Source organism: Gardnerella sp. DNF01199S, from assembly GCF_049244155.1.
Classification (GTDB): Bacteria; Actinomycetota; Actinomycetes; order Actinomycetales; family Bifidobacteriaceae; genus Bifidobacterium; species Bifidobacterium piotii.
In genome coordinates, this window is the sequence record NZ_CP058380.1 from 210,061 (window position 1) to 231,318 (window position 21,258).

At 42.4% G+C, this 21,258-nt stretch carries 16 protein-coding genes and 3 tRNA genes; 17 read left to right on the forward strand and 2 right to left on the reverse strand.

Annotation, left to right across the window (positions count from 1 at the left end):
* Nucleotides 1-49: 49 nt before the first annotated feature.
* The gene (locus HXT45_RS00920) at nt 50-1,855 is read right to left on the reverse strand and encodes a threonine/serine ThrE exporter family protein (protein ID WP_421781884.1); all 1,806 of its coding nucleotides are present in this window, start codon (nt 1,853-1,855) and stop codon (nt 50-52) included.
* Nucleotides 1,856-2,061: 206 nt separating this feature from the next.
* On the opposite strand from HXT45_RS00920, the gene HXT45_RS00925 reads away from it, so the two are divergent.
* From HXT45_RS00925 to HXT45_RS01005, 17 genes are all read left to right on the forward strand, one after another.
* On the forward strand, nt 2,062-4,818 hold the full coding sequence (locus HXT45_RS00925; protein WP_421781886.1) for a phosphoenolpyruvate carboxylase: 2,757 nt from the start codon (nt 2,062-2,064) through the stop codon (nt 4,816-4,818).
* Nucleotides 4,819-5,005: 187 nt separating this feature from the next.
* On the forward strand, nt 5,006-5,665 hold the full coding sequence (locus HXT45_RS00930; RefSeq protein WP_004131224.1) for a carbonic anhydrase: 660 nt from the start codon (nt 5,006-5,008) through the stop codon (nt 5,663-5,665).
* Nucleotides 5,659-6,801, forward strand: coding sequence for a permease (locus HXT45_RS00935; protein ID WP_421781888.1), 1,143 nt, complete (start codon nt 5,659-5,661; stop codon nt 6,799-6,801). Before HXT45_RS00930 ends, HXT45_RS00935 begins: the two co-directional genes overlap by 7 nt.
* Nucleotides 6,798-7,613: a TIGR03943 family putative permease subunit gene (locus HXT45_RS00940; protein WP_004132407.1), complete on the forward strand. Its 816-nt coding sequence runs from the start codon at nt 6,798-6,800 to the stop codon at nt 7,611-7,613. Before HXT45_RS00935 ends, HXT45_RS00940 begins: the two co-directional genes overlap by 4 nt.
* 109 nt (nt 7,614-7,722) lie before the next feature.
* On the forward strand, nt 7,723-9,054 hold the full coding sequence (locus HXT45_RS00945) for a hemolysin family protein (protein WP_128831942.1): 1,332 nt from the start codon (nt 7,723-7,725) through the stop codon (nt 9,052-9,054).
* Nucleotides 9,055-9,081: 27 nt separating this feature from the next.
* Entirely contained in the window at nt 9,082-9,561 is a 480-nt protein-coding gene (locus HXT45_RS00950) for a Dps family protein (RefSeq protein ID WP_421781891.1), read from the forward strand.
* A 97-nt stretch (nt 9,562-9,658) separates the two neighbouring features.
* Nucleotides 9,659-9,732: transfer RNA gene (locus HXT45_RS00955), tRNA-Ile, on the forward strand.
* A gap of 32 nt (nt 9,733-9,764) precedes the next feature.
* Nucleotides 9,765-9,837 (forward strand) — tRNA-Ala (locus HXT45_RS00960).
* Between the two features lie 482 nt (nt 9,838-10,319).
* The gene (locus HXT45_RS00965) at nt 10,320-10,493 is read left to right on the forward strand and encodes a hypothetical protein (RefSeq protein WP_155237610.1); all 174 of its coding nucleotides are present in this window, start codon (nt 10,320-10,322) and stop codon (nt 10,491-10,493) included.
* 6 nt (nt 10,494-10,499) lie between these two features.
* Nucleotides 10,500-11,657, forward strand: a complete 1,158-nt coding sequence (locus tag HXT45_RS00970; RefSeq protein WP_248901474.1) for an adenine-specific methyltransferase EcoRI family protein — start codon at nt 10,500-10,502, stop codon at nt 11,655-11,657.
* A 3-nt stretch (nt 11,658-11,660) separates the two neighbouring features.
* A complete protein-coding gene (locus HXT45_RS00975) occupies nt 11,661-12,755 on the forward strand; it encodes an HNH endonuclease family protein (RefSeq protein WP_248901475.1) in 1,095 nt (364 codons plus the stop codon).
* 10 nt (nt 12,756-12,765) lie between these two features.
* Entirely contained in the window at nt 12,766-13,560 is a 795-nt protein-coding gene (locus HXT45_RS00980; protein WP_248901476.1) for a hypothetical protein, read from the forward strand.
* A gap of 346 nt (nt 13,561-13,906) precedes the next feature.
* The gene (locus tag HXT45_RS00985; protein ID WP_421781894.1) at nt 13,907-16,276 is read left to right on the forward strand and encodes a heavy metal translocating P-type ATPase; all 2,370 of its coding nucleotides are present in this window, start codon (nt 13,907-13,909) and stop codon (nt 16,274-16,276) included.
* A gap of 317 nt (nt 16,277-16,593) precedes the next feature.
* Nucleotides 16,594-18,102: an FAD-dependent oxidoreductase gene (locus HXT45_RS00990; protein ID WP_101889591.1), complete on the forward strand. Its 1,509-nt coding sequence runs from the start codon at nt 16,594-16,596 to the stop codon at nt 18,100-18,102.
* Nucleotides 18,103-18,287: 185 nt separating this feature from the next.
* Complete coding sequence (locus HXT45_RS00995) at nt 18,288-19,331, forward strand: M48 family metalloprotease (protein ID WP_421781896.1); 1,044 nt, start codon at nt 18,288-18,290, stop codon at nt 19,329-19,331.
* A 100-nt stretch (nt 19,332-19,431) separates the two neighbouring features.
* A tRNA-Gly gene (locus tag HXT45_RS01000) sits at nt 19,432-19,505 on the forward strand.
* A gap of 182 nt (nt 19,506-19,687) precedes the next feature.
* Entirely contained in the window at nt 19,688-19,999 is a 312-nt protein-coding gene (locus HXT45_RS01005; protein ID WP_004131240.1) for a hypothetical protein, read from the forward strand.
* Nucleotides 20,000-20,367: 368 nt separating this feature from the next.
* Here the strand turns inward: HXT45_RS01005 and HXT45_RS01010 are convergent, their stop codons facing one another.
* On the reverse strand, nt 20,368-21,258 hold the full coding sequence (locus HXT45_RS01010) for a Fic family protein (RefSeq protein WP_018616983.1): 891 nt from the start codon (nt 21,256-21,258) through the stop codon (nt 20,368-20,370).

Below are 21,258 nucleotides of genomic sequence, written 5' to 3' on the forward strand. Positions count from 1 at the left end.
AATAAAACGCCCAGTAGTAGCTGGGCGTTTTATGTTTATTAGCTTATGACTAAATGTCGTATCGCCAGCTTTTATCTGTTATAACGCGCGCAACTGCAAGCCCTAATGGCAAGCAAATAATCACCATAAACGCGCGGAAAGTCCAGTCTAAAGCAGGAAGAGTATTAAACTGACCGAGATAGAACATTGCGCGATACATATAAAGTCCAGGAACCATAATCACAATAGATGGAACCGTAAGACCAATGCGCGGATATCCCAAGTATTGCGGCGCCCAGCCTCTATGCACAATTGCACGCCAAGCGGAAGCCAAAAGACCAGCAAGCAAAGCGCCAGTAAACGCTGCGATTTCTGCAGCAATACCAAAATCAGCCATTGTTAAGCGCAAAGTATCGGTAATTGCTCCGATTATTCCAGCAACAAAACACATTCGTTGAGGAGAATTAAACAGAACGGAGAATCCCCACACGCCTGCAAACGCTGTAATCATTCTAAGAACAGCATTAAGCCAAGGATTTAAGCCAAGCGGAGTAAAGCCTTGAGGGTCTAGCTGAACAAGGCTTGCAACCATCCAGCCTGCAAGAGTGCCCATTAGAATAATCGCCATTGTGTAGCAAAGCCGCTGAATGCCAGAAGGAAAATCAATCTTAGCAATATCTAAGCCGCCTGTAATAAGCGGGAAGCCTGGAATTACAAACAAAACAGAGCCAATATAAGCCGTATTGTGATGCAAAGCAGAAGGGTCAAAGCAACCAATAATGCGCAAAGAAGCAATGCAACTTAAAGCGCCAACAGCAACAGCAATAAACGTTACAACGAATTGGTTTAGATGATGCATAAACATGCGTCTTCTAACGTAGTGGCCAATTCCAGCGCCAATAAAAGCGCCAAGCATATCGTAAGCGCCGCCGCCAAGCAAAAATGCGAAGGATGCGCATGCTACTGCAGAGGCAAGGCCAGCAAACCAAGGTTTATAAAGAGGCTTGCGGTTTTTGATTAAGTCTAAGCGGTCGTGAACTTGACGAACTGTAAGCGGCGCGGAGAAATCGCCAGCAGGATTTGCGTTAGAGGAAGTAGTGGAATTGTTTTTAAGATCTGAATTCAAATTATTTTGGCTATTTTGAGCATTTTTAACATTCTTGACATTTTGAACGTGAGAAAAATGCTCAACATACGTTTTTTCTGGCTGTAGCGCAAAAATTCCGCGAGGTTTTTCTTTGCGAATCGCCTCTTGAATTGCCATTTTTTCTTCGACTTTTGCAGCGTGCTCCTCCGACTGCTTAGCTGTTTGAACAATCGCGTTCTCGTTACTGCTAGCTTGAAGAGTATCCACTAATTCCTTGGAAACAGTGGCTTTTGAATGGTATAAGGAATCGTTTCCAAGCTTAACGTTAAACCAATCTGCAAAGTGCTCAAGAAGCCAGATTCTCTCCGTGTTTACGCCAGTAGTAGGCAAGTCAACAACTTCTGTAATTCGCTCATGCTTATCTGTGCAAGTAGCTTCAATATCTGTTAAATTAACGTCTGCACGAACGTTCACGCCCATAGGTTCGCCAACGCGGTGCATAAGCTCGCGAACGCGGTAGCTTCCAGTTCCAGCGCCTAAACCTAAAGCGCCAACACGAATAATAATGCTGGATTTTGCTGCAATTCCAGCTTGCGTAACTGGTTTATCCCAATCGCGCTCAACATCTTCCATATCTAGCGGAATCGCATGCGTTTGAAAACGGCCAGAAGGCTTTCCAACAATATGGCCAGTCGAAAGTATTTTTGGCTTATTACTATCGCTGTTACTGCCGTTATTATTGCTGCTATTGCTATCGCTGCTATCCGCGTTATTCTCTTCTATGCTCACAATTTTTTAGTATACGCATTGCATTGCCTATAAAAATTTATATAAAAAATTTATATAAAAAATCAGTCCTAAGGTCGGTTCACAATTATTTTGGAATCTCGCTGGAAACAAAGGCTGTGGGCTTGCAACTTTTGACCTAAATAACCGCGGAGGAGCCGTGGAAGTCGAATGACCAAGCAACCTTATGACTAGCACAAGGAGGTCTGATGACAACTCAAAATCAACAGGTAACTCCAGCAGACGCAACGATTGTAACGTCTGGTTTAGGGCGAAAAGGTCCCGAGGAGCGCGAACTGCCAGCATCGCTTAAGCAAGACATGGATTTGTGCTTGCATATTCTGCGCGATGTTTTAGGCGAATTTGATGAAAAATTATTAACCGTATTTGACGAAGTGCGCTTAAATGCTGTAGACGCAAGTGCAGCACACTTTAATCAAATGCTTGATGCTCAAGAAACAGAAAACGACGGACTAAGCAAGGCTGTAGAAAAAATCAATGGCATGGATTTGCCAGATATGCAATTGCTTGCGCGCGCGTTTGCTACATACTTCCATCTTGCAAATCTTTGCGAAGAAAACTACAGGGTTTCTGTGCTGCATCAGCGCGAATGCGACGTTGAGGATTCTAATCCAGTAGATCCAGTGAACGAGCTAACTTGCGCATATCACAAGTTGCTTACAGAAATGAGCCCTGCGCAAGCTAAGGAATTGCTTGCAAAGCTTGAGTTCCACCCAGTTTTTACTGCGCACCCAACAGAAGCTAGGCGCAAGGCTGTAGCTGGTAAAATCCGCAGAATATCGCAGCTTTTAAGTAAGCACAATACTTTAGGCGGATCGGATAAGCGCGAGAATTATCGTAAGCTATACAACGAGATTGACGCATTGTTGCGTACATCTCCAATCGCACTTAAAAAGCCAACTCCTGTTGAAGAAGCGGACACGATTCTAGACATTTTTGACGCCACTTTGTTCAACACGATTCCGCTGGTTTATCGCAGATTTGACGATTGGTTGCTAGGTAAGAAGGCTGGCTTAGTGCCGCCGCGTTGCCCAGCGTTCTTCCACCCAGGAAGCTGGATTGGCTCCGATAGAGACGGAAATCCAAACGTTACAGCAAAAGTTAGCAGGCAAGTTGCTAGGAAGTTTAGCGACCACGTTCTTGCTGCTCTAGAAGAGCGCACGCGTGAAGTTGGAAAATGCTTAACAATGGAAACGCGCACAACTCCTCCAAGTGTTGAACTTTTGGAGCTTTGGAATCGCCAGCGAGAAATGAGCGAGCAGCTAACGGAAAGCGCATCCGACGTTTCCAACAGCGAGCCACATAGAGCCGTTATGCTTGTTATGGCAGATCGCTTGCACAGAACGATTAGCCGAGATACAGACTTAATGTATCATTCTTGCGAAGATTTTATTGAAGACTTGCACATTGTGCAAAGGTCTCTTGCGGCTGCTGGCGATTCGCGCGCGGCTTATGGTCCGTTGCAAGATCTTATTTGGCAAGCGCAAACCTTTGGATTCCACATGGTGGAAATGGAGTTCCGTCAGCATTCGCTCGTGCATTCTCGCGCTTTGGAAGATATTCGCGAACACGGTTTGCATGGTGAGCGTGGACCTCTTCAGCCAATGACTCGCGAAGTTCTAGACACTTTCCGCGCGCTTGGTGCTATTCAAAAGCGAAATGGTATGCGCGCTGCTCGCCGTTACATTATATCGTTTGCAAAGTCTGCTCAGCATGTTCGCGATGTGTTTGAGCTTAATCGCCTTGCGTTTGCTCACCCACAAGATGCGCCAACAATCGATGTAATCCCGCTTTTTGAGCAGCTTGAAGACTTGCAAAATTCGGTTAATGTTCTGGAAGAAATCATTAAGATTCCAGAAGTTCAAGCTCGCTTAAAGGCCACTGGCCGCAAGATGGAAGTTATGCTCGGTTACTCCGACTCTTCCAAAGACGCAGGCCCTACTTCTGCAACGCTTGCTTTGCATTCTGCTCAAGAGCGCATTGCTCAGTGGGCTAAAAAGCACGATATTGACCTAACGCTGTTCCACGGTCGCGGTGGCGCTGTTGGACGAGGTGGAGGCCCTGCAAACCGTGCTGTTTTGGCTCAACCAGTTGGGTCAGTAAATTGCAGATTTAAGCTTACTGAGCAAGGCGAGGTGATTTTTGCTCGATACGGAAACCCAATTTTGGCGATTCGCCACTTGGAATCTGTTGCTGCAGCAACTTTGCTTCAGTCGGCTCCAAGCGTGGAGAAAACAAACACAGAGATGACGCACAAGTATGCGGATATGGCTCAAAAGCTTGATGTTGCGGCGCATAATCGTTTTATTGATTTGCTTCAAACAGATGACTTTACGCCGTGGTTCTCAACCGTTACTCCGCTTAGTGAGATTGGTTTGCTTCCAATTGGCTCTCGCCCTGCAAAGCGAGGCCTTGGCGCAAAGTCTTTGGATGATTTGCGTACAATCCCGTGGGTGTTCTCTTGGGCACAAGCTCGAATCAACTTGGCAGCGTGGTACGGCTTGGGTACAGCTTGCGAAAAGTTTGGCGACTTGCAAACTTTGCGCAAAGCGTACGAAGAGTGGCCACTTTTCAGCACTTTTATTGACAACATTGAGATGTCTTTGGCTAAAACGGATGAGCGCATTGCTCGCATGTATCTAAGCCTTGGAGATCGCGAAGATTTGAGCAACAAGGTGCTTTCGGAAATGCAACTTACGCGCAAGTGGGTTTTGCAAATTGTTGGAGATAAGTGGCCGTTGCAACATCGCCATGTGCTTGGCCAGGCAATCCGCGTGCGCTCGCCTTACGTGGACGCGCTTTCTGTGATTCAGTCACTTGCATTGCATAAGTTGCGCAACAAGGTAGATAAAGAAGAGCTTAGCGAAAGTCAGCAAGCAGAGTTTATTTACTTGATTCTTTGCACAGTTTCTGGTGTTGCTGCAGGCTTGCAAAACACTGGATGATTTTAATAAATTACTGAATCAAGAAGGCTCTCGTATTTGCGAATTGAAATACGGGAGCTTTTTTGATAATAGGCTTATATTCTTAAACAAAATTCTTATTTACTACGAAAGATACAATATATTCTAAGTCAAAAATTTTAAACTTAAGCAACTGAAAATATTGCCAATGCCAGTGTAGGAGGTAATAATGCAAAAAGAAGTCAGCGAAGATTTTGCTAATGAAGATTCAGTTTTAGCTACATCGGTATTAAGCGCAATGCTTGCGGGGAATCGCAAATTTGCAGACGGCAATTCAGCGCATGCAGGCGTAAATTCAGAATCGCGCATGAAACTTATTGACGGTCAGCATCCTGGAGCTGTTGTGCTTTCGTGCGCAGATTCGCGAGTTGCTCCAGAATTTATATTTGACGCTGGTTTGGGCGATATTTTTTCTGTTCGCACAGCTGGAGAAGTGTTGGATGATGCCGTAATAGCTTCGCTAGAATATGCTGTAAGTGATTTGGGAGTAAAAGTGTTGGCTGTGCTTGGGCATGAGCATTGCGGCGCTGTGCAGACTGTTTTGCCGAATGTGCAAAAGCTGGTTTCTGAATGCGGCGAAGATAAAACAAGCGAAATAATTGAGTCGAGCGAGTCAATATTGCTGCGTTCTTTAGGGCATGCTGCGCTCGCAGGTGTTGAGGAAAATTTGGATACAGATGATATTGAACGTATTCACGTGTCTAATATTTTGGCTGAAATTTGCGAAAAATCACAAATAATTCGCGAAGCTGTTTTCAAAGACGCTTTGATGCTTGTTGGAGCAAGGTATCGAATGAGTGACGGCTTGGTGGAAGTGTTGTCATGCTAAAAACAGAAACCGAAGCAAAAACAACGAGCCAAGTAGAAAAAGCAAGTAAAGCAAAACAAGCAAATTCTGCAAACTATCTTTTTTTGATTGCAGGAGTGCCTTTTGTAGCTCTTATTATTGCAATGCTTCCAGCTTTGCAAGCGCGCAACCCGTGGTTGCCTGTAAACACTGTTATTAGGGGTGTTTCTGGCTTGCTTTTGCAAGCTGTTCCTTTTACGCTAATTGGTGTTCTTGTTTCCGCTGCTGTAGAAACATGGGTTACGGAAGATTTTATTGAAAAACACGCTCCAAAGTCTATTGCAAACGGCTTTTTGGCTGCGATTTTTGCAGGTGTGTGCGTTCCTGTTTGCGATTGTGTTGTTGTTCCAACTTTTTCTCGTCTTGTTGCGCGAAAGCTGCCATTGCCTTGTGCTGTAACGTTTTTGTGCGCTGTTCCAGTGGTAAATCCTGTTTCTATTTGGGCTACTTGGTACGCGTTTGCGGACGTTCCAGCAGTTGCTGTAACTCGAGTGGCTTTGGGTGTTGGTGTGGCTCTTTTAGTGGGTGTTAGCTTTGTGATTTTTCCTGTAAAGTCGCAAGTTTTAAGGCAAAATGTATTGGAAAAAGTTCGCGCTGATTGTTCGGATTGTGCGGATTGTGCGTATTGCGGCGGCTGCAATAAGTCGCAAAGTGGCCATTCTTCGTATAAAAATTCTTCCAGCTTTAAGTCTGGTATTAAAAATAGTTTGAAAACTTACGCACATCACATTTATTCAGATTTTATGCGACTAATGCCAATAATTTTGTTTGGAACGATAGTTGCTTCGATTATTCGCGTTTGGCTTGGTGCAGATCCTGCATCAAAAGTTAATACAACAATTGTTTTTGTGGCAATTCCAGCAATGATGTTAATAGCGTATGCAAGCTCACTTTGCTCCAGTTCCGACGCTGTAATCGCGCGCTCTTTGGCCTCCTCGCTTCCAATGAGTTCAGTAATTGTTTTTCTGCTTTTTGGGCCAATGCTAGACATAAAAAATACGCTTATGCTTGTTGAAGATTGCAAAACTAGCTTTGTTTTGCGCTTAATTGCAACGATTGTTGTGTTCTGTTTGTTTGCTGCGCTTATTGTTCATTTTGCGTGGGGAGTAATGCTGTGAGTGATATAAATTCCGCAAATTCCGCAAATTCTGCAAAATTGTCTAAAAAAATAACATTTGCAAGCATTATTCAAGCATTGTGTTTATTTTGTTTTTCTGCAACTTTAATGCACAGTGCTCTAAGTGGATCTTATGCAATTTTGACTACTCCGCGCGCGTTTGCTTATCTTATTTTTGCTGCGATTTTGCTTTTGGTTTTGGGAATTTGCTCACTTTTTGGACTTTTCCCTGCACATGCTAAAGATTGCAAAAAAATAATGGTTTCAATTGTAGTGCCAATGCTTATTATTTTGATTCCACTTCAAATGTCTCAATCGTCGCTTGCGAGCGGTTTTGCAAAGTCTGCAGGTTTTGACGAGTATGCTTCTGGTCGCGCAATAGCAATCGCGTCTAATCGTAAAAATAATAAAAAAAATTTAAGCGGATTAGATGTAGTTAATAAAAAAATTGTTGTTGCAGACGATGATTTTGGCAATTGGTACAACGAAATTGACCATAATTTTGATAAATACAAAGATTATACGATTGTTGTAAAAGGGTTTATAAGCAAAGAATCTACGCTTTCTAAAGATCAAGTTCGCATATCTAGACAGTTTATGTCTTGTTGCATTTTAGATATGAGCCCGTTTGGTTTTGTTGCACAAATGCCCAAAAATATGCGATTTGAGCATCATCAATGGGTTGTTGTTAAAGCCAAAATAGCCCTTGGGAAAGTTGGGCTAAAAGGTTATTCGCAAGATGGAATTGTTCTTAAAGTTGAATCCGCTAGCGATTTGAATAAAGCGCCTTCGGGGTATTTCTATAGAACTTGATTGCGCGTATTTGTTTATTGTCCGCATATTATCCGCATATTATCAACATTATTAACATTGCTTTTATATGCACTTTTTATATGCGCTAAATTCAACTAAGATAGCAAGTATGTCGTTGGGTTTTAACATTGCACTAATTGTTGTGTTCCTTTTGTTTGGTTCCATATTTGCAGCAACCGAACTTGCGCTTGTTAACTTGCGATCGTCGCAGCTGGATCGCATGGAATCGCAGGATGCGAGAGGAGCGCGCGTAGCAAAAATCGCCCGCGATCCAAACACTTTTCTTTCCACTCTTCAAATCGGAGTTACGCTTTCGGGTTTTCTTTCGGCATCTTTTGGCGAATCTGCAATAGCGCCTCATGTTGTGCCATTAGTGGAGTCTTGGGGTGTTTCAAAACATGTATCAGGCCCGCTTACGACTATTGTTTTAACGCTTATAATATCTTATTTTTCAATCGTAATTTCTGAGCTTGTTCCAAAAAGAATCGCAATGCAGCGATCGGAGCAAATCGCAAGGGCTGTTGTTCCTGCAGTAGATGTGTTTTCTAAAATATGCAAGCCGCTAATATGGTTGATTGCTAAGAATACCAACGGTTTTGTGCGCCTTCTTGGGTTTGATCCAAACGAAAAAGAAAGTGAAGTTTCCGACGAAGAGTTGCGCGTTTTGGTTAATTCCAATAAAAAACTTAGCCAAGATGAGCGCACGATTTTAGACGATGTTTTTGACGCTTCCGAGACGATTGTTGCAGAAGTCATGCGTCCTCGTGCAGACGTTGAGTTTTTGGATGGCTCACTAAGTCTAGAAGATGCTGCTGCAAAGATTCGCGAGCTTCCGTATTCTAGGTACCCAGTAACAGGCAAGGATTTTGATGATGTTATTGGATTTGTTCACGTTCGAGATTTGCTGGATGTTAAAGATCCAAACGCAAAAACTGTAGCCGATGTTACGCGAGAGGGAATAAGTCTTCCTGGAACGTCTAAGTTGCTTCCAAGTCTTGAGCTTCTTAGAAAGCGAGGGGTTCATCTTGCGGTTGTTATTGACGAATATGGTGGAACGGATGGCATTGTAACTCTTGAAGACATGACCGAGGAGCTGGTTGGAGATATTCGAGACGAGTACGACTTGCCAGATGAGTCTGATTTAACCCGAGATAGCAAGTCTACAGCGTTTGTAAACGGAGTGGCTACTGTTGACGGCGGAATGACGATTGAAGACTTTGCAGACGTTACTGGAATCGAATTGGAAGATGGTCCTTACGAAACGGTTGCAGGGTATTTTTTGGCTCGTACAGGCTCCATGGGTAAGGTTGGTGCTGTTTTGCACGATGCAGACGGCTACGATATGACTGTTGCAGAAGTGGATGGTCGTAGAATTGCTACGATTGAAGTTAGAAAAACAGAGCAAAATAAAGATTTGAACAAAATCAATAATAAAAATTAATAAAAAATAGCAAAAATGGAGGATACTATGGCTTTAATGCATATTGTGCCAGGTTTAGACGAAGTAGCAAGTGAGAAAGCTATTGCGGTTTTGCAAAATCGCTTAAGCCACGAGCAGGAAGCTGCTTTAGTCTTAAAGCATGCACATTGGAATGTTACGGGTCCAGACTTTATTGCGGTTCATGAAATGCTTGACCCTCAAGTTGCAGAAGTTTTGGCTCAAGCAGATGAAACAGCTGAGCGAATTGCAACGCTTGGTGGATCTCCACTTGGTCGCGCGGACGATGTTGTAGCTTCGCGCACATGGAAGCGTTTTTCTCTTAGTGGCAGAAAATCCACTAAAGAATATTTGCAAGCATTAATTGAGTATTACAACGATATGATTGCGGACGATAGAAATGCCATTGCACAGCTTGATAATCTTGATATTGTTAGCTCAAATATTATTCAAGACCATGTTCAGCAGCTTGAAAAGTTCCAGTGGTTTATGCGCAGTCATTTAGAGTAATTTTGTAGAATAATTTTGCGACACGCTTAGATTTGCTATTTGACATTTTTGTTTCATGTGCTAATCTAACTACTTGTATGTTTTCAACATACAAGTTGGGCCCGTAGCTCAGGTGGTTAGAGCGCATCCCTGATAAGGATGAGGTCGGAGGTTCAAGTCCTCCCGGGCCCACGAAATTGAACATCTTGTTCTTTTTCTCCAATGGGGCTATGGCGCAGCTGGTAGCGCATCTGCTTTGCAAGCAGAGGGTCAGGAGTTCGAGTCTCCTTAGCTCCACAAATAGGGTTTCTAGCATTTGCTAGAAGCCCTTTTTCATACATGCGCACTACCGATTACCCCTCTTACCTGTGCTATGCGATTTTTCTTATAGGGATTTAGAAAAATGCTGTGCCAGCTGTGTTATGAACCCAGATGTACAGGTCTAGTTCCTTGTTCTGGAAGACTACATCATTGGTGTGCTCTAGCAGGAAATCGGAGGGCGGAGATGATGAAGTACTGGAATATCTCGTCCTCAAAATCGCCGGTTATCAGCTTTAGCGGACGGCTTGCAATCTCGTTTGTGAGCACCATGCCGCCCACCTGCTTCTATAGGTTTTCGTAAGTCTTGATGTAATCGTTGAAATCCATGTGAATCCTCCTTTGTCTCGTGCAATCTCGACCGTCTTCAGACGGTCTTGCTGGAGGTCTAAATAAATTAATTTATGAGGGAGAAGCATATATAATTATATGCGTATATGATTAAGAAAGTGGGGGAACCTATGGCTAATGATGTACAGAAGTGCCCAGAGCATGGCGATGAGAAGAAAACGACGCTGACTTTGTCCTTGACGGTTGGTGATAAGAAGAAGCTCAAGGTGATGGCAGCACAGCAGGAAACCTCCATTGCGGCAATTATTCATGAGTGGGTGAAGGAACACTCAGAGGAGGTGTAGGCATAAATGGCAGGAAATTCTGGTCTTAGTAATGCTACAAAAGCGAAAAAAGACGAGTTTTACACACGGCTGACAGACATTGAAAAAGAGATGCGCTACTACAGGGCGCATTTCAAGGGAAAGACGGTGTTCTGCAACTGCGATGACCCCTTCGAATCCAACTTCTTCAAGTACTTCGTTCTTAACTTCAACAAGCTTGGACTGAAGAAGCTCATAGCCACATGCTATGCAACCTCTCCCATAGCAAATCAGCAGCTGACGCTGTTTGATGTCATCGGAGGTGAAGAGGAGAACAGGGACAAGCCATATAAGGCGGTTGTTACTAAGGTCTATGACAAGACAGGTGACGGCGGCGTTGATATGTTCGATGTGGCAGAGCTTTTCAAGTCTGGCGAGAACGAGCTGACTGAGCTTGCAGGAGATGGAGACTTTCGTTCTAAGGAATGTCTCGAGCTGTTGGATGAAGCAGACATCGTTGTGACAAATCCGCCGTTCTCATTGTTCAGGAACTATGTGGCAATGCTTATGGAACATAAGAAGAAGTTCATCATAATTGGAAATCAAAATGCAATCACATATAAAGAAATTTTTCCGCTGCTGATGAACAATGAGATTTGGCTTGGAAATGGATTCTCCGGCAACGTTGGTTTCTTTTCTAGTCCTTATGATGACATTGCTGCATCATCACAGCATAAAGAGGGACTTATTAGAGTGTCAGGCGTAGTTTGGTTTACAAATTTAGACATCAAAAAACGTCACGAGGAATTGATACTCGTTAAAAGATATAGCCCCGATATTTATCTGCATTATGACAACTACGACGCAATCAATGTTAATAAAACAGTTGAAATTCCTTGCGATTATTCGGGTGTAATGGGAGTCCCTATTACGTTCCTCGACAAGTACAGCCCAGACCAATTTGAGATATTGGGTGTAACACAATCATGGTGCGGAGTGGCAAGCAAAATATATCCAAAGCAGGTTCAAATTGATAAAAATGGTAAACGCTCTCAGGTAACAAAGCTCAATGATGGTGCGGCAATAAAGGTTGAAGTACCGCCTAAGGGAAAGACTTATTACGATGTTGATGGAGAACTATTTGTAAAAACATATGCACGCGTGCTTGTGCGGAATAAACATCCAGAAGCTCCAAGGGAGGTGTAAACCATGCAAATAGAACAAAGAAAAGTGACCGTGCGCGAGGTCACAGAGGGGTATTTCAATGATGCCGAAGAGGGTGTTACTGGTTATGACGATCGTTTAGATATTCGTCCGAAGTATCAGCGTGAGTTTGTCTATAAGGACAACCAAAGAGATGAGGTTATACGTACCGTTATGAGGGGATTACCTCTCAACGTTATGTATTGGTGCCGCACTGGACAAGATACCTATGAGGTACTGGACGGACAGCAAAGGACAATTTCGCTATGTGAGTACGTTGACGGCTCGTTTTCCGTGGATGACAAATATTTCTACAACCTGCCGTCCGACCAGCAAGACAAGATTCTTGATTATGAGCTGTTTGTCTATGTATGCGATGGCACAGACTCTGAGAAGCTAGACTGGTTCAAGATAATCAATATTGCTGGCGAACGACTGACCGACCAAGAGCTGAGAAACGCGGTCTATGCTGGCTCTTGGGTTTCTGATGCGAAACGTTATTTCTCGAAGACAGGATGTGCTGCTGATACGTTGGCGGGCGATTACCTCAAGGGTGCATCCATCCGTCAGGAGTACTTGGAGACTGCTATTAGCTGGGCTGCTGCCGCTGATGGTAAAACCATCGAAGGCTATATGGCAAAGCATCAAAACGAGCCTACCGCTCAAGCATTGTGGAGCTATTTCCGCTCTGTTATTGAATGGGTTGATGCTATCTTCCCTAAGAAGCGCAAGGAAATGAAGGGCTTGGCTTGGGGATTGTTCTACAACAAGCACGGTAAGAGAACAGACCTCGATCCGAAGGCTCTGGAAGTCGAGATTCAGCGTCTCATGGGTGATGAGGACGTGACCAAGAAATCAGGTATCTACGAGTACTTGCTCACGGGTTCAGAGCGTGCATTGTCTATTCGTGCATTTGACAGACGTGATGCCTTGGCAGCTTACGAAAAACAGCATCACAAGTGTGCTATCTGCGGAGAAGAGTTCGAGTTCGAGGAGATGCAGGCAGACCATATCAAGCCTTGGAGCAAAGGTGGTCACACAACCCCTGACAACTGCCAAATGCTGTGCCGCGATTGCAACTTGAAAAAGAGTAATAAGTAGGTGAACCAATATGAATGGACTTAATGTAGAGCAAGAAGCAGCTCTAGTTTATGCGTGGATGCACCAGGATGCAGATGAGAGGGATTTCACAGACCTAGGAATCTCAGAAGCGTTTGTTGCATTAAAGAATCAGGGAATGATTGAAATGCAAACTGACTTTGGTTATACCCTTGTCATGTTTCGATCGATGCTTCCAGCGGGTAGTGAACACTACGATGAAGCGAGAAAAGCTAGGCGACGGTTTGAACATGTAAGCGATGAAGCCGATTGCTTAATGATGCGTCTTGCCGCACAAGATGCAAATAAACGAAAGTCAGAGGATGGACCGATATTTGTCTCCACTGATTTCGACAAGGACACGTATTATGAAGAACTATTTCAGCATGGCTTGTTGGACGTGCAGTGGGGGGCGGATGATTATCTGTGCATGGCGACAGTTACTGATAGAGGGCGCACCTATGCTAATGGATGGTTTCAAGAACAAATGGATAAGAACAACCAGAATATAAATTTTGCACCGGTTATAAATAATAACATTTCCGCGACCGCAAATGCGGAAGCAAAAATAAGAGATGTGACCATTGGTGCAACTGTGGGCGCCATTCTTGACTTAGATATTGAGCAGAATTTGAAAGTAGATGTTCAAGAGGCGTTACAGCAACTTGAAAAGGCTTCAAAAGATAAAAATAAAACGAAGTTTGCTGAAAAGCTTGAGAAGGTAGCGTCTCTTGCTAAGAGTTCGGCAGAAATTGCAACTATCGTACTTCCGTTCGTGCGGACGGCGATAAAGACGCTTTTGGGTTAGTTGCTAGCTTATTGATTGAAAGAGGGAGGTAAATTATAGGTGCCAAATAGAAAGAAGTTTAAGCAGAACGACAATAACCTAGCCGTTGCCTACTACCGCTACTCCTCGCACTACCGTCTTCTTTCGCGCGTGTTACTTGGCTTTGCACACGTATTGTTATGTGAGAATGCTTCTCATCAAGGCCGTTTGATAAACTGAATTTGTTAAGTCAATATAACCTCTTACGCCGTGTATTGAGTTTGCTGTTATAAATACTTATAAATAGCTGCTCAATGGGTTAACAAGGCGTGAAATCGTGTGTTAGCAGCGTTTTGCGCGGTTAACCTGATCAGCGTAAGGAAAGTGTATGCGTAAACTTTTAGCGTATTGCCGTCGTGCTCCTCAATTAGTAATTGTTTTAGTTTTGTTCCCGTTTATTGCGGCGTTTTATTCTAGCAATTTGACTTTTATACTCGATTTTTGCAAAGTTATAAGCAAAGAGTTAAATCACCTACTTTCGTTAATAAACGTTGATTTTAATGCGCAAATAAGCCTTACAATCGGGCAAAGTATAATAACATGTTTAGTTTTATATACATGTGTTAAGTCGCTTTTAAGTATGATTGATGATTTGGTGCATGGCACACTTGGAATTGACTTGCTTGCGTTTGTTGCATTGCTTGCAACGCTTTGTATAGGCGAATTTTGGGCAAGTTATTTGATTGTTGTAATGGTGTTTACAGGAGGGGCAATCGAAGACTTTGCGCAAGATGCAGCGCAAAAAAATTTGTCGCTTTTAGTAAATGCGTCTCCTCAAACCGCGCATTTAATGACACTTCCTGGAATAGTGTGCGGTGAATCTTGTGAGCAATGTGCTCTGCTTGATCATAATCATTTTAGAAAAGTAAGCGATGAATCTTCGCTAGAGGAATCGCAAGAGCCTAAAGATTTTACTAATTGTGACTCATGCAAAAAATGTCACAATAACTCTAAAGAATGCCCAATATTGCAAGATGTAAAGTCTTCTAGCCAATTACAAAGATACAAAACAGTTCCAGTTGAAGATCTAAAAATTGGCAATGTAATAGTTGTTCTTCCTGGAGAAACAGTTCCTGTAGACGGTGAGCTTTTAAGCGGTTCTGCGGTTTTAGACACAAGCGCAATAAATGGCGAGTCGCTTCCGCGCGAAGTGTTTGCTGGCGCGCAAGTGTTGTCTGGGTGCGTAAATGGCGGCGTTGTGTTGATTATGCGCGTAACTAAGTTATCGCAAAATTCGCAATATCAAAAAATCATGAAGTTGGTGGAATCTGCAAGAAGCTCCAAGGCAGCTGTGGTTCGATTTGCGGATATGCTTTCCGTTCCATTTACGGTGCTTTCTTTTGTGATTGCATTTAGCGCTTGGGCTGTATCTGGGCAGGCTTTAAGATTTGCGCAAGTGTTGGTGCTAGCTACGCCTTGCCCACTATTAATCGCTGTGCCAGTGGCGTTTATGGCAGGAACGGGAAGGCTTGCAAAGCTTGGAATTGTTGTAAAAAGCCAGGATGTTTTAGAGCAATTAAGTTGCGTAAGTGATGTTTTCTTCGACAAAACTGGAACGCTTACTGTTAAGCAGCCTCAAGTTGTTAGAGTGGATTTAGCGAATCATAAAGATGGCGAAGATGGCGAAGATAGTGAAGATGGTGTAAATCAGGAAAATCAAGAAAATAGCGAGTTGCAAAATAGAATACTAATGTTTGCAGGCGTTTTGGAAACCTACTCGCAACACATTCTTGCAGGAGGAATTGCAAAAGCTGGAGCAGATCTTTGGCAAAACGCGCATCCATCCGCTGTTCCGCAACTTCCAAGCGTGCGAGAATACCCAGTTATAAGCGGTGTTAAAGAAACTGCTGGCCAAGGAATACGCGGAGTTGTGGATGGCGTAAACGTTAGAGTTGGGCGAAAAAGCTACGTTTTGAATGCGTGCGCTGGCAAGCTCGCGGAAAAGTCGCAAGCAACCGAAGATAAAGCCAAACGTGCAAATATAGAAAATATATCAAAAATAGAAAGCAATTTTGAAAAACTTGCTGCCGACGAAATGGCAACATACGTTTCTTTTGATGGCAAACTTGTTGGTCGAATCGTTCTAAAAGACGTGCCTAGAGAAAATGCAAAATCAACGATCCAAAAGCTAAAGGAGCTTGGAGTTCGTTCAATAAGCATGCTTACGGGAGACGGCTTGCAAGCTGCTCAAACAATAGCAAAAAGCGTTGGTATTGAGCGAGTAAAGGCTAATTTGCTACCGCAAGACAAACTTGAGTGCATAAAACAGCACTATAGTGGTTATAAAAGCGAAGAAGATTGCGGCAGTTTTGGCGGTTTTAGCAGATTTATGTATAAGAAAAAAGATAAGCGCGTAACAATGATGGTTGGAGACGGTGTAAATGATGCTCCAGTTTTGGCTGCAGCAAACATTGGCGTGGCTTTAACAGATGGCACGGATACAGCAGCTTCGGAGTGCGCGCAAGTTGTGATTATGAACAACAACATTTATGCTGTAGCAAACGCTGTAAGTGTTGCAAAACACACTAAGCGAGTTATGGTTCAGGCGGTTATGCTGGGAATTGGTTTGGCTGTTATAAGCATGATTGCAGCGGCTTTTGGGACGATTCCTGCGGTTCTTGGGGCAATGATGCAAGAGATGATTGATGTTGTGTCAATTTTGTGGGCGCTAACAGCGTTGAAAGGCAAGCGTGCGTGATTTTGCGTGCGTAAGTGCGAATGTGAATATGTGCATAAGTAGCAAGAGTTTATATGTGTAAATGCGAATATGTGGATAAGCGCAATCGCGTATAAGCAATAAATGTGCATAAGTGACAATATTCACTTTGCTCTTTTCTTGAATGAACCAAGGCGCTAGTCTAAATAGTGGAGCATAAAAGCCAGCGATTTTATTTAAATCTTCAAAAAGATTAGGCTTAAGAATGCTCGAAACACGCAAAATGTAATGTTTTAACATAACAAAAGTTAAATAACAACATTTGAATACAAAATTTGAATAATAACATGGGAAAATTTATGGAAACGAATTATAATGCGGATTCGCACGAATTGCGAATCGCAGTTATTGGCGCGGGGCCTGCTGGAATTTACTCGTCAGATATTTTTCTTCGTCAGCTTAAAAAACTAGGCGACGGCATGGGCTTGGGTACGGCCGCTAGAATCGATTTATTTGAAAAGTTGCCAGTGCCATTTGGCCTGGTTCGATATGGCGTTGCTCCAGACCATCCGAGTATAAAATTTATTGCAGATGCATTAGCTAAAACGCTTGATAATCCAAATATTCACTTGTATGCGAATGTTGAATTTGGCAAAGATATTACACTAGAAGATTTATTGCCGCGCTACGACGCAATTCTTTTTGCTACGGGCGCTGTAGAAGATAAGCCGCTTAATATTCCAGGAGCATCGTTGAACGGCGTGTATGGCGCTGCAAAGTTTGTGGAATGGTACGACGGATATCCTACCAGCGAGCGTACGTGGCCGCTTGATGCAAGCGAAGTGGCTGTTATTGGCGGCGGAAACGTTGCTATGGATGTTGCGCGCGAGCTTTTGCGAGATGCTGATTATCTTAGAGAGCACACGGATATTTCCGACGACGTTTACAATGGTTTACTTAAAAACCAGGCTAAAACACTTCACTTGTTTATTCGACGAGGCGTTGCTCAAGCTAAATTCTCCGTGCAAGAATTGCGTGAGATGGAAAAGCTTTCTGGTGTGCAAATAGTTGTAAACGAAAGCGATTTTGACCTGGACGACGAAACAATTGATGTTGCTGGAAAAGACAAATTGACTCGCCAAATGGTAGAAGAGCTTTTTGCTATACGCGATTTGAGTGAAGATATGGAAGATGGTGGAAACGTTGACTTTGAGGGCAATACTGCAAATAGGCGCTACATTATTCACTTTAACGCAAATCCAGTTGAGATTTTAGGCAAAGATGGGCGAGTGTGTGCGATTCGAGTAGAGCGCACATCTACAAGCGCGGATGGCAAAATGACTTGCACTGGCGAGTTTGAAGAATACCCAGTTCAGGCGGTTTACCATGCGATTGGATATAAGCCTGCGCAGGTTAGTGGAGTTGCTTACGACTCTTCTCGTGCGCTTCTTGCAAACAGCGATGGCAGGATTTTAACTTCTGCGCAAAATGGGGTTGTTTGCCCGCGCTTGTATGCAACTGGTTGGGCTAAGCGAGGACCAGTCGGTTTGATTGGCTCTACAAAGTCGGACGCTCTGCAAATTGTTGAAAATATGCTGGAAGACTTGGCAAAAAGCTCGACCGAAGAATGTGAAACCGCGCTTCCTGCGCTTTCTGAGATTCCTGCACTTCCTGGAAGATTGGCAACAGATAGAGATCCTAAGTCTATTGAAAATCTTCTTAAATCTAGAGGAGTCAAAGTGGTTGATTTTGAAGGGTGGAAGAGGATTGATGCTTTCGAGGTGGAATCTGGATTAGCGGAAAATCGCGCTCGCAAAAAAGTTGTATCTAAACAAATGCTTATGGATATAGCGGAAATTAAACAATAGTTTATATTGAGTGTACGCATTGATTAGTAAACATTGATTAGTGGCCATTAAACTGTAGCCAAATTGCGCAGAAAGTGGCCACTTTTCAACATTTATTCATCTGTTTTAAGTGTGTTAAATCATAAACATTAAATATACAGTTTTCATTCAGCAAAATTACAGTTGCGATTATTAAAATCAAAATCATGTTTGGCAACATGGGTATGCGCTATTGCAACAATTTGAAAACAGTAGTGTTGTTTTCGCTAATATGGCTATTTGCTGCTTTGCTGTGGATTGTTGCTGGATTGCGTTTGTCGATGCTGGTTTGGTTTGCAATTATTGCAATAATTTTAAGCTTATGTGCTTATTGGCTTTCTGGAAAAGTTGCCACTCGCATTATGCGTGCTAGCGAAATTAGCGAGAATGAAGAACCTGTTTTATACGGCATTGTTCGCGAGATTTCTGCGCAAATCGAAAAGCCTATGCCGCGCCTTTATGTTGCTCCAACGGACAGTCCGAATATTTTTGCAATTGGTAGAAGCGAACGTCACGCAACAATTTGCTGCACTCGTGGTCTTTTGAATATTCTAAACGAGCGCGAGTTGCGTGGTGTTGTAAGCCACGAGCTTATTCACGTTTACAATCACGATATTTTGAATTCAACGGTTGCATCTGCAATCGCAACAGTTATTACGTATTTTGGGTATGTGCTTATGTATTCGGGAAGTGAGTGTGCAAAATCTGCTAAAAGGCGTTGCCCTGTACTAAAAGTTATTGGCAAGGTTTTAAGTGCCATTTTTGTGCCGCTCGGTTCTCTATTTGTTAAGCTTGCGATTTCTAGAGTGCGCGAGCTGGATGCAGATCGAAGTGCAAGTATGCTTACTGGCGACCCTGCGGCTTTAGCTTCTGCACTAAACAAAATTTCCTACGGAGTTAAGATGCATAAGATGGATTTGCATTCGGGAGTGCAAGCTATTGCTTCACTTATGATTGTAAATCCGTTTGCAAACTACGATTCCAAGCTTTTAAAGCTGTTTTCTAGGCAGCCAGATGTTAACAAGCGAGTTGACTCTTTAATGCTTATGTCTAGTAAGATGGAAAGTCTTGTGCAAGAAGATGCACGTGGAGAAATCGATCATATTGAGCATGATAGCGATAGCGTGTTTCGTTTTAAGAATGGCGCTAAATACAATGTTGAATACAGCAAAGGTGTTTCTGGCGGAGTTGTAGCAGTTAGCGGAGCGTGATATTCTTAGATGGTTTGCTTTTTAGATTGATTCTTGAGCGCTTATTTGCTTGTTTGTAGGCAGATTATTTTGGAGGATTAATCGCGGAGTAACCGAGCATGCGGACATAGTTCATCGGTAGAATGGAAGCTTCCCAAGCTTCAGAGGCGGGTTCGATTCCCGTTGTCCGCTCCATGTAGAAAACGTTGATATATCAACGTTTGTGGCTTGTTCTTATGTCTTAGAAGTACGTTAAATGTGAAAATAATGTGCAAAATTCTATAATTTTTTTTTTAATATTGACACGAAAATCTTAGTTAAATTAAAATCGTATTAAATCCGCTATGGAAGAGGATTTAATTGGGCAGGAGGTTTTTATGTTAGATATGTTGTTTGCACTTGTTGCGGTTTTATCAATGTTAATAGGCTTGGTTTTGTCTGTAATGCTTTGGGTTAAAAGCAGCAAATCAGTTAAAGAATTGTATAAAAACGCGTGCTCATATGCAATTATTGATGTTGTATTAGGCGTATTGTCGTATATAACTTATGCTGCGACTATCAATTCCGTAGATGTTGATGTGCGTGAATTCTACACAAATTATTTTGCGGCGCCATTGATTGTTCTTGCTGTTCTTGTTGTAAGTATTGCTGCTATAACTATTTTTAAGAGTAAAAAAATAGCTATGTAAAATAACTAGATTAAACAGTTTATCAAATAATAATAGCCTTCTGAGTTTAATTAAGATTCAGAAGGCTATGTTTGTTATATGTTGTGTTTGGTTTGATTGTGATTTGTTGATTTCAGTCTGAATTCTGTGTGTGATATTTAGACAAAAGATGTATAAATCGTAGTTTTTGTACATTGAATGTGCTGTGTATACAAGTTTTATAATCGCGCGCTTGCAGCGCAATGCATTTGTATAAATATTGGATTATAGGCCAATCAGAATCTGTGGCCAAGTCTGAGATTCGACCACAGTGCTGTTAATAGTTCAGTCAACTATCTGAGAAAATAACAGTAAAGCCAATTGCGCGTAGCTTTAATTAAAAATAGCCACTACTCTAAAATAGACAAATACAAATCAAGTCTTTGATTTAAATATCTTGCAAACATGTTTGCCATGGCAGACACGTTATGTTTTGCGTGATACTCATCAAAAGCTTCATAATATTTCAAGCGATCAGTAAATTTTATATCTATTGGTGGGTACCCTGCTTTCATCAACTCCAAATTGACCAGCAATCTTCCTGTTCTTCCATTTCCATCAATAAAAGGGTGAATGCTTTCGAATTCTATATGAAAACGAGCAAGTTTAGTAACAATATCTTCATTGCTGTTTTTGTATTTTTTCAATAATTCTTCCATTTTTGAAGCGATTAAATATGGTTGTGGTGGCTCATGTGTAGCTCCCATAATTCGAACGGGAACTCTTCTATAAACACCTCTATCTTCTCTCTTGTTGGCTAAAACTAAATAATGTATGTCTTTTATAACTTTTTCATTTATCTGCTTATTTTCGCTAACAAGCTGCTTTACATAATCAAAGGCTTCTTTGTGGCCAATAACTTCTAGATGTTCTTTTAATGATTTTTGATCAACAGTAAGTCCTCTAAGAACCATGTCTGTTTCGCGCAGTGTTAAAGTGTTTCCCTCAATTGCGTTTGAGTTGTATGTATATTCTATTAGAAATTCTTCATTAAGTCTTTCTAATTCTCCTTCAGTTAGAGGTCTTCTTGTTTTAAGGGTCTCTAATTTAGTTTTTATGATTGGAATTAGCGATTCGCTAATTTTATATCTTCCGTCGGTTGGCTTTGATGCGTCATATGGTATTTTCCAGGATCTTCCTTCCTGATATGCTCCTGGAATTTTCCCTTCGGAGCATAGAATTCTTACTCGTCTATCTGATATGCCCCATTTTTCAGCAGCTTGCTTTACTGTTATGTACAT

Excerpts from the sequence above, each read along its gene's own strand:
- HXT45_RS00970 (WP_248901474.1), top strand. The coding sequence starts at position 10,500 with ATGGCAGGAAATTCTGGTCTTAGTAATGCTACAAAAGCGAAAAAAGAC.
- HXT45_RS00935 (WP_421781888.1), top strand. The coding sequence starts at position 5,659 with ATGCTAAAAACAGAAACCGAAGCAAAAACAACGAGCCAAGTAGAAAAA.
- HXT45_RS00975 (WP_248901475.1), top strand. The coding sequence starts at position 11,661 with ATGCAAATAGAACAAAGAAAAGTGACCGTGCGCGAGGTCACAGAGGGG.
- HXT45_RS00985 (WP_421781894.1), top strand. The coding sequence starts at position 13,907 with ATGCGTAAACTTTTAGCGTATTGCCGTCGTGCTCCTCAATTAGTAATT.
- HXT45_RS00980 (WP_248901476.1), top strand. The coding sequence starts at position 12,766 with ATGAATGGACTTAATGTAGAGCAAGAAGCAGCTCTAGTTTATGCGTGG.
- HXT45_RS00945 (WP_128831942.1), top strand. The coding sequence starts at position 7,723 with ATGTCGTTGGGTTTTAACATTGCACTAATTGTTGTGTTCCTTTTGTTT.
- HXT45_RS00995 (WP_421781896.1), top strand. The coding sequence starts at position 18,288 with ATGTTTGGCAACATGGGTATGCGCTATTGCAACAATTTGAAAACAGTA.
- HXT45_RS01010 (WP_018616983.1), bottom strand. The coding sequence starts at position 21,258 with ATGTACATAACAGTAAAGCAAGCTGCTGAAAAATGGGGCATATCAGAT.
- HXT45_RS00925 (WP_421781886.1), top strand. The coding sequence starts at position 2,062 with ATGACAACTCAAAATCAACAGGTAACTCCAGCAGACGCAACGATTGTA.
- HXT45_RS00950 (WP_421781891.1), top strand. The coding sequence starts at position 9,082 with ATGGCTTTAATGCATATTGTGCCAGGTTTAGACGAAGTAGCAAGTGAG.
- HXT45_RS01005 (WP_004131240.1), top strand. The coding sequence starts at position 19,688 with ATGTTAGATATGTTGTTTGCACTTGTTGCGGTTTTATCAATGTTAATA.
- HXT45_RS00930 (WP_004131224.1), top strand. The coding sequence starts at position 5,006 with ATGCAAAAAGAAGTCAGCGAAGATTTTGCTAATGAAGATTCAGTTTTA.
- HXT45_RS00965 (WP_155237610.1), top strand. The coding sequence starts at position 10,320 with ATGGCTAATGATGTACAGAAGTGCCCAGAGCATGGCGATGAGAAGAAA.
- HXT45_RS00990 (WP_101889591.1), top strand. The coding sequence starts at position 16,594 with ATGGAAACGAATTATAATGCGGATTCGCACGAATTGCGAATCGCAGTT.